This is a genomic window from Sphaerospermopsis kisseleviana CS-549, from assembly GCF_028329225.1.
Classification (GTDB): domain Bacteria; phylum Cyanobacteriota; class Cyanobacteriia; order Cyanobacteriales; family Nostocaceae; genus Sphaerospermopsis; species Sphaerospermopsis kisseleviana.
Genome location: NZ_JAQMTI010000139.1, coordinates 1 through 14124, shown reverse-complemented (window position 1 = coordinate 14124; position 14124 = coordinate 1). Strand labels below are relative to the sequence as shown.

The window sequence follows — 14124 nt, the reverse complement described above, 5'->3', positions numbered from 1 at the left end:
GGTTTTGGGAGTAACAGGAGTAATTTCTGTGTTCTCTTCTGTGATGAATTCTGTAATTTCCGATGTTTGATTTTCTGAGGTAATTTGATTATTTGCTTCAGAAGAATTTAATTGAATATCTGGTAATGAAGATATTGCTTCTGAAGTATTAACATTTTCATCTTCTACTTCTCTTTGGATTGAATTTTCATTGACATTAATATCTAAAATATCAACGTCTTCCGGTGTTTTACTAACTATTGTCGGTTGATGATTGGTAAAGTTATTATTGTTATTAAATATATTAATTTCTTCTTCAATATTAGATGTTTGATTTTCCAAAATAGAAAATTCTGAGGAAGCACTGTTAATACTATTAATGGTATTATTAATACCATCAGTTTCTCGATCTTGTTCTCTAGCTTGTATAGATATTTCCCCAATTTCTATAATATCAGATTCATTGAAACCAGTTATTAAATTAGATGGTAAATCTGTAATGACTTGTGGTTCATCATCGGTAATTTGTTCTGATAATGTAGAGTTATTGTCCAAATTGTTAGAGTTGATATTGGATACATTACCATCTATGATATTATTGTCCAAATTTACTAAATTTTCTGAATTTATTAAATTTTCTGAAGTTGTTGGTTGCTGTATAAATGGAGAACTATCAGTGAAGTTATCAGTTAACTTAAACAAGTTCAATATTTCAGATTGAGGATTATCTGTAATCAATGAATTTAAATTCTCTTCAGCAGTAGGAGGATGATTTGCACTTTCATCTATCACCTGTGTAACTTTCACCTGTTTAACTTTCTTGGTTGTAGATGATTTAGTAGTTTTTTTAGGTTGAGTTTTTTTGGGTTGAGTTTTTGCAGAAGATGTTTTTTTCTGTGATTTCTGCTTTTGGGTTTTCCGGGTTGTTTTAGTTTGAGGTTGAATAGTTACTTCTGGTAATATGTCATCACTTAAACCACTTAAATTGTTGTTAGCAATTTGAGTCTGTAAAAGATGGGAAATATTACCTAAATTAAATTTAGTATCTGTGATTATGTCTGTTCTATTTTCTGGTGTAATTGAATCATAATTTGCTAATTCCATTTCTGGAAAGTCGCTATCCATATCTAGATTACCCAGATAATCATGATCTGAATAATTATCTGTAATTAGTGTATCTATGAATGGTTGACGTTTACGATTTAAGAAAAGTCTAGATGGTGTCAATAATGGTTTGGAGATGACTAGAGGCTGAATAAAATTGTTGTGTTGAAAAGTGTTGTGTTGAAAATTGTTGTTTTGATGATGAAAACCGAGATAGGATTTTTGCCCAAGGGTATGAACTTGAGTTCCTAATAATGATTGAATAATTTGCATAGGATTGACAGGTGTAATTGACAAGATTTAAAGTAATTTGTGTAACTTAATTTGAATGAATTTGAATTAATTTGATGTAAAAAATCCAGATTTCATCCGTGATGTAGGATTACCGCCTCCTTTGTCTTTTCCTACTTTTAATCCTTCATAAGCTAAAGTTAATTCTTCAATGGCCACTGCATTACCATCTGCTTGTAGTGCTGGTGTTTTCCAAGCAATAGGAACAGCACCGATTAAAGTCCAACTCATCATAGTTTCGCCGGCTTGATTGAAAACTAAAATATTCACATTCCGGCGAGTTGATGTTGCAGTAAATACTGCGCTAATCCATTTCCAAAAACCTTGATTATCTGTAATTCCTCTTTTGAGAGTTACATCTGAAAATTCTGCTTGACCTAAATATATTCTCTGTTGATCATTAACTCCACCTTCACGAAATACATTTTTCTTAATTTGCATTCCTAAACCAGAACATTCACTAAAAGATGCAGCAATAGATTTATCTATTTCTACATAAAAACGGTTGGTGGTGACATAATTTAATTCGTGAGTGACATTACCATTTTGATTATTTCCTGCCATTTTTACCACCTTTGATTACCATAACCATTAACTCTTTCTCGTTGGATACGCATATCTTCTAGTAAAAGTTGATATACTCGTTCTGTGAGTTTGTTTAATAGTAGCGACTCCTGAAGATACTTATCAGCTAATTTAGCGATTTCTGTTACATCGGATGCAGAACCAGAACCCGCATATCCAGCAGTACCGCCAATATCACTATTGGGAGTAAAATTTTTGGGCTTTTGTGGCTTGTTGGTTGAGTTCATAACTAAAACTCAAAGTTAGTTCTAAAATCAAGGCTAAAGGTACTGGATGAGAATCAAAATTAGCCAAAAGTCGAACTTAATTTTTACTGTTATTGGACTGATGTTGTATTGTTTTGTGAGAGCGATCGCCCTATAATGGTTGTTTAAACTGGCAAAATCTTTATCCACTGCTGGGGCATCAGGAGCATTATTATGAGGGAACGCATATTCCAAGCTAAAAAAGCTGCTTCTCCCGTCTCCATATCAACACTCAAACAACCAACACGCGGTTTTGGTTTAGAGTCATGGAACGCTTTACCTCCAGCCATGACACGGGTGCAACCCCTGAATAAGCCTCTCACTCACGATATCAGTAAAATATCACTCCGTCCCCAAGCAAAACTCTCAATTAGTCAACCAGGAGATACTTACGAACAGGAAGCGGATAGTGTAGCGCGACAAGTGATGCAAAGAATGGCGCTGTCTGGAAATCGTCAATCTATTCAACGTCAAGAAATTCCAGAGGAAGAGGAAGAACTGCAAATGAAACCTCTGGATATTAGCACTTTGCAACGTCAGGAAGCACCAGAGGAAGAGGAAGAACTGCAAATGAAACCTCTGGATATTAGCACTTTGCAACGTCAGGAAGTTCCAGAGGAAGAAGAAGAACTGCAAATGAAACCGATGGTGCAGCGTCAAGCTAATGGTGGGATGGCTGCTACCGCAGATTTAGAAACCTCTATTAATCAGGCCAGGGGAGGAGGACAACCACTAGGGGATAATATCAGAAAACCAATGGAACAGGCGTTTGGTGCTGATTTTGGAGGGGTGAAAGTTCACACAGATAGTCACTCTGACGGGTTGAATAGGTCAATACAAGCGCGTGCTTTTACCACGGGACAGGATATTTTCTTTAGACAGGGGGAGTATAATCCGGGGAGTCGGGGCGGTCAGGAGTTGTTAGCCCATGAGTTGACCCATGTTGTGCAGCAGAATGGGGGGATGGTACAGCGATCGCTTCTACCACCCCAACACTTAATGCAACTCCCCGCAACTGAAAACCCTCGCAATTATGCAGATCAGCGAGGAGGTGGAGTAGGGAAAGTGTTGTCGCCTACCGTTCAACTAATGGCATTATCACCACTTGGTGCTAAAGCGTCAACTCATGGTGATCCTGAGAAAGCTGACCTTGTTGAGAGGCTGATTAATGGAACATCAAGTGTTGAGGATTATATGAGTGGTGTTTGTTACGATGCTGTGGCATATGTACAATATTTGCGCGGTTGCATAAACCCAGAACAATTACTAAATATTAATGCCCAAGGATGGATCGATGTGTTAAATTTCGCAAGCGGAAATATTTGGAATGGCGAAAGCATAGAAAAAGGTAAAGCCATAGGATTTTACCGTTTGGTTGACCAAAAGTTTTTCCACGCTGCCATATCCGTAGGGGGTACTACGATTCGAGCTATAAATGGTCTTCTGCTAGGGAATGGATGGGGTACGGCTGATTTAGCAAATGTTCTAAAGCCAACGGAACAAAATGGTATTTACCTGTACGATAAGACCCAAATTCAGGTATATATCTCTCCTCTCTGATGGTATCATTATGTACATCTTCATACCTCACATTTTGCTATAATGCCTACGCTTTAGTTACATTTATTTGGCAATATCAACCGTAGGTGATCGCCTCAAAATATAATCTAGACTTTAGACTAATTACTTACCAAGAGCGATCGCATTATCCTAGATATTTGTACTGGCGGAATATTCAACTACATCACGGCTTGGGCATGAGGAGCGCAACATGAGAGAACAGGTAAGCCAGGGCAAAAAAGCTACCACTTCTGTCTCCATACCGACACTAAAACAGCCAACACGCGGCTTTGGTTTGGAGTCATCAAACATTGCGCCTCAAGCAACTCCAGAGGTGGAAACTGTGGAAACTGTTAACGAACCTCTCACCCACGATATCAGTAAAATATCACTGCTTCCCCAAGCAAAACTTTCCATCAGTCAACCCGGAGATTTTTACGAACAGCAAGCGGATAGTATTGCACAACAGGTAATGCGAAGAATGGCGCAACCAGTCAACCGTCATTCTATCCAACGTCAGGAAATATCAGAGGAAAAAGAAGATACAGAAAAAGAAGATACAAATTTACAAATGAAACCTCTGGTTAATTTTGTTACGCCTTTAGTGCAACGTCAACAAATGCCAGAGGAAGAAGAATTACAGATGAAATCTGTGTATAATTACCATCTTTCCTGGTTGCAACGTCAACAAATGCCAGAGGAAGAGGAAGCACAAGAGGAAGAACCAGTACAGATGAAGTCAATGGTGCAGCGTCTTCCAGGTACGGGTGGAATAGCTGCAACTTCAGATTTAGAAACATCAATTAAACAGTCCCGTGGTGGTGGACAACCTCTAGCTGATGATATCAAGCAACCAATGGAACAAGCGTTTGGTGCTGATTTCGGTAGCGTGCGTGTTCACACTGATGGTAATTCTGATAAATTAAATAAATCTATACAAGCTCGCGCCTTTACTACAGGACAGGATATTTTCTTCCGTCAGGGTGAATATTCTCCTGGAAGTAGTACAGGGAAGGAATTATTGGCACATGAGTTAACTCATGTGATTCAACAAAATGGCAATTCTGTACAGAGAAAATCTGTCAATTTAGAATTAAAATCAAACAAACTATACAGAAAATCTACTGATAATGGTCAAACTCTCCCACTGGGGGAAAGTCCCCAACCAAGTACCCAACTGGAAGGGGATAACCAAAATCAAACGGATGAAGTAGAAAATTCTGAAAGCAGCGAACAACAAAATCAAGCAACAACAGAAAACCAGCAAACAGCATCCACCCCACCAGCAGCGGGAGAGAATGGAATAGCAGAACCACCGCCAAAAAATGAAGATGATAAGAAAGTAGAATCTGCCAAAAATACGGCATTAAATCAGGAAAAACAGCCAGATTTAAAAGATAATAACGCTAATTCGCTAAAAACCAGTTCCCAGGCTCAAGATCAACCTCAAGGTAGATTACCGGAGGAAATAACAGGACAAGATAACGTACAATTACCAAGCAAAAATGTAAATAATATAACGACTAAAGCAACAGGATCAGTAACGGGTAATGGTGAAAAAGCCCCTGCTTCCCCGGAAGCTGATCCAGAATTTCAAGCAGTAGTTAATACCACAAAACAAGTAGCTGTTAAGCAGAAAGAACACCCAGCAGCTAATACTGAAGCCCAGGAAGCCCAAGATGCGGCTCAACCCCCTGGAAATGAAGTAGAGAGCAAAGCGCAAGCTAACCAAGTGGGTGAGATGGGACAAGCTGAAACTTCAGGATTTGATGCTGGGGCTTTGAAAGTTAAACTGATGGAGCGCATTGCGGATATGGCTCCTAAAAATCTTAAAGAAGCGGATGAGTTTAAGAATGGCAATAAATTGGATTCTGTTAAAGGTGATTTAAGTGGCAAGGTTAAAGAAGAAAAGAAAGAATCACAAGGTGATTTAGAGGAGAAAACCAAGGAAAAACCAGATACAAGCGGTATTGAAACCAAACAAGTAACGCCTCTAACCGCAAATAATCCAGGAACACCACCAGCAAACATTGGTGCAGATAAAGCCGCACCTAAATCTAAAGGTCAAGGTGAAATTGAAGCACCTCTACAACAAGAAAGTCAAAATCTTGACCAACAAATGGCTAATGCCAATATTACTGAGGAGCAGTTAGCAAAATCTAATCAGCCGGAGTTTCAAGCAGCACTGTCCAGCAAAAAAGAAGCTCAAACCGATGCTGTACAAAGACCTGCTAAATATCGTCAAGAAGAACAAGGAATCATTGCCAATGCTAAGGCGACGGCTGAAGCTACCGCACAACAGCATCTTCAAGGAATGCACGGTATTCGGAATCAAAACTTGGGACAGGTAGGAGAACAACAGGTAGGAACTAAAGGTAAAGATGAACAAGCACGGGCAAAAGTTGCTGGTGATATTAATAAGATTTATGAGGGGACTAAAACCAAAGTTGAAAAAATTCTCAATGATTTAGACGGGAAAGTTATCCAAGAATTTGATGCGGGTGCTGTTAAGGCGAAAAAAGCCTTTGAGGATTATGTCGGCAAACGCATGGACGATTATAAAAAAGAACGTTATAGCGGTTTTTGGGGTCCAGGAAAATGGCTAGTTGACCAGTTTTTAGGTCTACCTTCAGAAGTGAATGTTTTTTATACAGAGGGACGGGAACTTTACATTAAAGAAATGGATGGGGCGATTAATAAAGTAGTAACTATTATTAGTCAAGGATTGACCCAAGCTAAAGCTGAAATTTCCAAAGGTAAACAGGAAATTCAAAATTACATTAAAAAATTGCCCCAAGATTTGCAAAGTGTGGGACAGGAAGCAGCAGCAGCTATTGAAAGTAAATTTGCGGAATTAGAGCAAAGTGTTGAGAATAAACAAAATGAGTTAATTGATACTTTAGCTCAGAAATATCAGGAAAATCTGCAAGCTGTTGATGCTCGAATTGATGAGATGAAAGCGGCGAATAAAGGTTTGATTCAAAAAGCCTTAGATGCTGTTGTGGGTGTGGTCAAAACAATTATTGAATTGACCAAAATGCTAATCGAGGTATTAGCAAGGGCGGCGAGTGTAGTTGGGGAAATTATTAAAGATCCGATTGGGTTCTTGAGTAATTTGGTGAGTGCAGTGAAGCAAGGTTTCCTCAACTTTATGAAGAATATCGGCACACACTTACAAAATGGTTTAATTTCTTGGTTGACTGGCACAATGGCAGAAGCTGGAATTGAATTACCAGAAAAATTTGATTTAAAGGGTATTTTTAACCTAGTCATGCAGCTTTTGGGCTTTACTTATGAAGCAATTCGCGCTCAAGCTGTGAAACGATTGGGTGAAGAAAAAGTTGGCCGGATGGAACAAACTGTTGAGGTATTTAAGATATTAGCTACTGAGGGAGTAGGGGGAGTTTGGGAGTTTGTACAAGAAAAGATTGGTGATTTAAATAGTTTGGTAATTGAACCAATCAAGAATTTTGTTATTGAAAAAGTAATTACGGCGGGGATTGAATGGGTACTGAGTTTATTAACTCCAGCTTCCGCATTTATTAAGGCTTGTCAAGGAATTTATAACATTGTTAAGTTCTTTATTGACAATGCTCAAAGAATAGCAGATTTAATTCATGCTATCTTAGATTCAATAGTGGCGATCGCCAGTGGTTCAATTGATCAAGCAATCAAAGGTGTGGAAAATGCCCTGGCTAAATCTTTACCAGTTGTGATTAGTTTCCTAGCGAGTCTTTTGGGATTGGGTGGTATTAGTCAAAAAATTCAAGGTATTATCCAAAAACTGCGGAAACCAATGGAAAAAGCAGTTGATTGGGTAATTGATAAAGGTAAGAAGGCGTTTGGAAAAGTTAGTAATAAGTTCAATAATAGTAAGGTAGGTAAGAAATTTAATGCTGCTAAGGATGCAGCAGTGGAGAAATATAAAGCTGGTAAGCAGTGGGTGGAAGATAAGAAAGCTGCTGGAGAAAAATGGTTTGATGATAAGAAACAAGCCCTGTTAGATGCTACAGAAAAACGGAAAGCTCAGTTCGCAAATACTAAATTTGGTAAAGCATTAAACAGTGCTAATGATGGGTTGGGTAAGAAATTAGATGCTTTAGATAAGAAACGTCAGGCGTTTAATAACAAAATTGAAGCGGCCAGAGAATGGCCTAGTAAACAGTTAGAAAAAGTCCAGGATAAAGCCGCAGAATTAAGAGGAAAAGCGGGAGATAAAATCAAAAATAGTAAGTTTGGTAAGAGTGTTAGTGAGAACTGGCAGAAAGGTAAAGATTGGGGTAGTAATCAAAAAGCTGCTTTGGATAAAAAGTTGGGATTTGGTAAGGGTAAGAATAAGACGGTTCAGGAAGATGCAAAGGATAATAGCCCTGATCAAAAGAAAGCATCACCTGATGAACGCAAGACGGCTGCGAAAGAAAAATTTATATCTTTAATGAAAGCGAAAAAGACCATGAGTAGAGAAGACATGAATAGCGTTTTCATTAAACTTAAAACTGAATTTCAGCTTTCTGATATCAAACTTGAAGGTAATCTGACCGATCCTAAGATTGGATTCTATGCTTCACCCGCAACATTTTTACCATTAAATTCTATTCCCATAAGTGGACAAAAATCAGGAGCAAAAGCAGCAAATAGAGCATCAGTTAAAGCTGGTGATTATATTAAAGCAATCAGGTATGACGGACCATTTCCAACTCCAGGTAAAGAAGTAGTTGACGAATTTAACAAGAGATTTGAAGGACAAGCAACTACATATAATAATGGGCAAACTTTTACTGGTTCTCCACCCAAAAAGAAAGCGAAAGGAGTAGCACCTATAAATTTATATGAAGTACAAGCTCTACCTACAAATAGCCTACCTTTTCAGACAGCAACTAACAGTAATTCTTATTACAGAGCGGGGACTGTAGAAGCTCAATCTAGTGTTACTAGAGGTCCTAGAAGATCAAATAAAACAGGTATAGAGACAAAATTTGGACATTTTGGTATAGATGAAGAAATAATTAAAACTGGAAATTCCAACACAGATTACAATGGTGGACACCTTGTGGGAGATCAAGTTATGGATAGCCACAACGCATTTAATTTATATGAAGACTGGAATCTTGCACCTCAACAAAGAAGTTTTAATAGTCCTGTTTATACAGGAACAATTGAAAACGCTGTTACTAGGGCAATAAACGCTGGAGCAACTATCAAATATACAGTAACAGTTCAATACCCAAGTAATATTTATCAGATACAACCTTCAGTGCTGATTAAAAATTTATTACCCAGTGGTGATCCTTATCGGCAAGAAGTTGAAGGCGCAATCAAGAACAACAGTAACTTGGATTCATCTTTTACATTACATCGGAGAACACCGGGTTTCTGGCAAGCTAAAGCAGAGGTCATTAAAGGTAGCGAAACGATAAGTTCAGGCGATATCAAGCAGCGTGATAATGTCGCTTTTGAAAACAATCCCCTGAACGTTCAACCTGGTGTTAATTATCAACCTACTAATCTAGAACAAGTGCGATATTCATTAGAAGTAGATACGGGTGCTGGTCTGAAACCACTAACCGTACCCACTAACGGAGATCCTATACAATATTCTGGAGCTACACAAGTTGAAGAAACAGCTAGACAGGAAACTTTTTAGTTTATTGAGGTGGATGACTAAAATTACATCCATTATTAACAATAGGAAATTATCTTATAAGTCGAATATAATGGAAAATAAAACTATATCTAGTCATTTTATAATGATTAGCAAAACCATTTTTATGATTTACTGATGTTGATAATTTATTGATATTCAAGGGTGAATAAATGCCACTTAAAACTCAATTCCAAATAATCGAAAGTCTTACAGAAATTTTAGACCCTGTAACTAAATTCGGCGGACAACCAGTATGGATAGCTGAACCCCTGTGGCCACTCGGTCCAGAAACAGGTGAACAAATGTTGTTTTTGGGGCAAATTGCTCTTAATCACGAAATATTTCCTGATAGCAATGGCATAATGGTCTATCTGTTCTTTGAACAGGAGAGTGAGCCACTTTATAATGAAGCTTTTGCTATAGTGATACAAACCACAGAAAATGTTTATACAAGTGGTGATCAAATAGAATTTTTATCCGCAACTACAGGACCCACTATATACGAATTAAATGAAGATAATGAGGTAGTTTATCAAGAGTATGGAGTTATATTAGAACACGTAGAAAATGAAGATTCTGTTCCGCTCAAGGAAAGATACACGATAAATGATTTGAATTATGACCCTGGATACCAGTTTGCAAGACCCGAACTAGCTGGAAATAAAATAGGTGGTCAACCTCTATATATTGGACACCTAACCAACCCACCTGAACTATTTACCTCAGATGAATGGCTACTGCTATTACAATTAGCTCCAACTCAAGGGTATTACAACAATTTGCAACCTAATTTCTATCCCTTCTATATGGAGTTAGGGGAGTTTGGTATTCTCACAGTTTTTATTTCTCAAGACTATACCCAAGCTGTATGTTATGTTCAGCAGCCGTAGCAGAAAAGATATCAAAAAACTCAAGACGTATATTGATTAAGTTATCTAAAATATGGTTGGAACAACAGAACCTTATCAAATCAACAGCGAACTAATCCTACACAACCCCTCTCAAACCCCCCTCATCTTACACGCGATCGCTCTATCTCTCACCACTCAAAACAACAACCTCATAGAATGTCGTCTCACCTTCCAACTCACCCCCCAACTCTACCAACGCATAGAAAAGGAAGCATTATTTAATCTTAAACCAGAAGTCCGTAATTCTGATTCTGTAAAATTCCTCCCTGAACCAAATATTACAATAGAAACAATTTTAAAACCCGACTTATTACCCCTATTAACAGAACAAACTCAAAACATTGAAGAAACTGCAAATTACATCCTTAAATTAAACCAAGAACAACCCCAACATATTCTCCTATCTACTGAAAGTTGGTTAGTTTTATCTGTGAAACAGCAACAGGAATCAGGAGAAATCGGTTATCAAACTCTTTGGGCTTATATTAGTCCAGAAAATCTCATTCAAACAGCAAATTCTAGTGAAGAAATTACAGAAGGAATTATCAAATTTTTTCAAGATTGGACTGAGGCAAATTTATCAACTAAAACTCAAGAAACAACCACCAAAATGCTAGAAGGAATCAATACATTTTTAACCGAGTTAGATAATATTAATCTAGAAAAAATCACCACATCTTCTACCAATAGTAATATTTTTGAGGAAATGATCAATTTCTTTAAAAATGATGATTGGCCTTTTGTACAACTTTCAGGACAACCCGCTTTACAAATAGGTTTCCACGGTAAAAATGGTAAATGGAATTGTTACGCTAGAGCCAGAGAAGAACAACAACAATTTGTTTTTTACTCCATTTGTCCAGTTAACGCACCAGAACAAAAACGACTAGCTGTAGCCGAGTTTATCACTAGGGCTAATTCTGGCATGATGATCGGTAATTTTGAGTTAGATTTTAGCGATGGAGAAATAAGTTATAAAACCAGTATTGATGTAGAAGGTGATAGAATTAGCAGCGCACTTATTAAACGTTTAGTTTACGCCAATGTAATGATGATGGATGAATATTTACCAGGGATTTTATCTGTTATTTATGGTAATGTATCCCCGGTAGATGCAATAACTCAAATTGAGGCTTAAACCATCAAATAAATCATCCATCTGTTGTAGGAACAATTCATGAATTGTCCCTACCATAATTTTCAGTTACCACTGACTACCAATCATTGTAAAAGCAGACCAATAGTAAGGATGGGAGAGATTAGCATTCTGTAACTTCTCAGCAATTTTCCCTGGTATATTGATACTACCCCTAAGACTAATTAATTGATTTTCTTCGACCTTAATTTTACCTTGAATCATAGCTAATTGTGCTTGTCGCAGTGCTTCAGATTTAATTGGTGAAGTCTTTAATTGGCGATAAAACTCAGTCATCAAAACCATAGTTCCATTATCTTCAACCAACCACAAACTGGCAAGTGCTGATTTTACACCTGTTTTTACCGCTAACCCAGCAAAACCTAATTCAGCATTCTCATCTCCAAAAGCTGATTTACAAGCACTTAAAACTAGTAATTCCACTGGTGGTTCATCCCATCCCAACTCACTGACTTGATCAAATGGCAGTTTACCATTATACAACTGAATGTAAGAAGCACTAGCATCACCACGAGCAAATTCTGCATGAGTTGCTAGGTGAATCATTTCAAAAGGTTTGTTAGTAACAGGATTCTTTTGACGTTGAGTCTTGAGATTTTCCAGGGTAAAGCTTTGATTGAGAAAAGATTTACCATTCCATAGATTGGCGATATTATCAAGCTCTACTGGAACAGCTTCCAACTTATTTTGGTTTTGGTCTTCGGCAAATTCACTAGCTCCCATTGCCAAAACTTGAGCGTTTTTAATACTTGAATAACTCATCTTGGTGGCACTGGCACTGGGTATGATTCCCAAGCTGTATTTTTCAATCAAAAACTGTTGACCATCATGGAGAGCAGCCATAGGAATAAAACGTAAACCAGCATCCAAAACAAAGGACAAATTATTAACACCCTGTTTTTGTAATTCCGCTTCATAGGGTGCAATTAGCCATTTATATAATTGCTGTGCTGGTTCTAAATAATTTGTACTATTGACATCTTCATATTCATCAACTCCATTGTACAGTTCATCTGCTACTTCCTTAATCTTGGCTCTGGTAGCATAAGAAACTTGTTTACGAATAGTTTTACCTTCCGAGGTGAATATGGTTAAATACAGTACATCTTTATCTTGTGATGTGTCATCACTAGGGGCAAAACCCACATAAACAATAGCCGATTTAATCCCTGTTTGTGCTTCAATTTGTTTCAGTTCAGCTTGAATATCAGCTTGAGATTTTCTAATAAATGATCTGCCAGAATATGACTCAATTTCTGCCGTATATCGCTCCTCTAGTGTAGCAACATCTGTATCAACTGTCACTGCTGGATTACTGCTAACTGATAGCAGACCTGATATATCTGGTACTGGTTCTATAGTTATGCTACTATTAGAATTGGTAATTATTTGAATGTTGCCTTGAGTAACATTGCCTTCAAAGGATCTTACAGGTCTGATATTGTTGATAACACCTCCTGTTATTGCTGCTGCTGTACCCAGTTCGCTGCTATTACCAATGATAAATAATGTATTACCATCACCTCCATGTCGGATAGTGACAGAACCATTACCATCGCCGCCTATTGTAGAAATACTAGAACGAACACCATTGCGAGCGTCAAAGCTGCCTGTAGCCCGGAAAAATCTTCTGGTTGTAATATCAACATTACCACCAAGTCCACTCCCTAATGCTTGGGTATTGATAGCAAAAACTTCAATATCATTATCAGGATCTAACATGACATTACCACCATTACCAGTGCTAGAACTGGTATCTAAAAATCCGGTTTTAATTCTGTTTTTTGCTTGAATATTAATATTTCCACCTTGAGTTGTGATGTTTTGTGTTGTCACTACTCCTGTATTACTATCTACAGTTGGATTACTACCACTGCTAGAACTGGTATCTACTAGCGCCTGAATATTAACATCTTCACCTTGAGTTGTGATGTTTTGTGTTGTCACTGCTCCTATATTACTTTTCAGGTTGACTTTATCATTTGTGGTGTCGATTTTTCCAGTATTGATATTTTGATTGGCTGTTAGGTTAGTTAAACCACCTGTGATATTGTTGATACTAATTCCACCAGATGAACTGTTAAGATTGATATTTTCACCATTAATATTAGCAGTCGTGATATTTTGACTGGCTGCTAAATTAATTAAATTTCCTGTAATGTCATTGGTTGAAATTCCCCCAAGGGTACTGGTAACATTGATATTTTGACCTTGCGTTGTAATATTGCTAGTGCTAATATTTTGATTAGCTAATAAATTAATTGAGGCATTATTTAAACCTGTAATTGTAGCAGTTGCAGAGATTGAACCTGTGCCATTAGGTGTTTTGATAGTTGTGGGGTCTTTAAATGCTACAGGGTTATTAATAGCAATATTACCACTTCCGTCATTACGTCCAATAGTAATAGAACTAAATCCATCTGCTAAACCTGCTATTTCTGCACTTGTTAAATTTAATGTTCCCGCAATTTCATTACCTAAAGTGATATCTCTGTTTGCGGTTGCAGGTTGAATGGTTAAATTTCCTGTTCCTGTTGTGGTGGTGGGTAATTCTGGTAATTTTATATCATCTGCTGTTAATGTGACGTTATTATTTCCTGCTGCTACATTGCCATTAAATTCTATGTTTCCACTATTGGATTTTAATTC

The 14124-nt window shown here is 37.5% G+C and carries 8 protein-coding genes; 4 read left to right on the top strand and 4 right to left on the bottom strand.

Going from position 1 to position 14124, the window contains the following annotated elements:
• The 3 genes from PN497_RS11610 to PN497_RS11600 all read right to left on the bottom strand — a co-directional run.
• The coding region (locus tag PN497_RS11610) for a hypothetical protein (RefSeq protein ID WP_272110189.1) at positions 1-1380 on the bottom strand (1380 nt) is incomplete at its 3' end.
• A 42-nt stretch (positions 1381-1422) separates the two neighbouring features.
• On the bottom strand, positions 1423-1938 hold the full coding sequence (locus tag PN497_RS11605) for a phage tail protein (protein ID WP_096564850.1): 516 nt from the start codon (positions 1936-1938) through the stop codon (positions 1423-1425).
• A 2-nt stretch (positions 1939-1940) separates the two neighbouring features.
• Positions 1941-2186, bottom strand: coding sequence for a hypothetical protein (locus PN497_RS11600; RefSeq protein WP_096564848.1), 246 nt, complete (start codon positions 2184-2186; stop codon positions 1941-1943).
• Between the two features lie 192 nt (positions 2187-2378).
• Here PN497_RS11600 and PN497_RS11595 point away from each other — a divergent pair, with 192 nt between their 5' ends.
• The 4 genes from PN497_RS11595 to PN497_RS11580 all read left to right on the top strand — a co-directional run bounded on the left by PN497_RS11595 (position 2379) and on the right by PN497_RS11580 (position 11457).
• Positions 2379-3764, top strand: coding sequence for an eCIS core domain-containing protein (locus tag PN497_RS11595; protein WP_272110186.1), 1386 nt, complete (start codon positions 2379-2381; stop codon positions 3762-3764).
• A 211-nt stretch (positions 3765-3975) separates the two neighbouring features.
• Positions 3976-9408: an eCIS core domain-containing protein gene (locus PN497_RS11590; protein ID WP_096564846.1), complete on the top strand. Its 5433-nt coding sequence runs from the start codon at positions 3976-3978 to the stop codon at positions 9406-9408.
• A 170-nt stretch (positions 9409-9578) separates the two neighbouring features.
• The gene (locus PN497_RS11585) at positions 9579-10298 is read left to right on the top strand and encodes a DUF1963 domain-containing protein (protein ID WP_096564844.1); all 720 of its coding nucleotides are present in this window, start codon (positions 9579-9581) and stop codon (positions 10296-10298) included.
• A 52-nt stretch (positions 10299-10350) separates the two neighbouring features.
• The gene (locus PN497_RS11580; protein WP_096564841.1) at positions 10351-11457 is read left to right on the top strand and encodes a type III secretion system chaperone family protein; all 1107 of its coding nucleotides are present in this window, start codon (positions 10351-10353) and stop codon (positions 11455-11457) included.
• Between the two features lie 66 nt (positions 11458-11523).
• Here the strand turns inward: PN497_RS11580 and PN497_RS11575 are convergent.
• Positions 11524-14124: CHAT domain-containing protein (locus PN497_RS11575; RefSeq protein ID WP_272110183.1), on the bottom strand; the 2601-nt coding region annotated here is incomplete at its 5' end.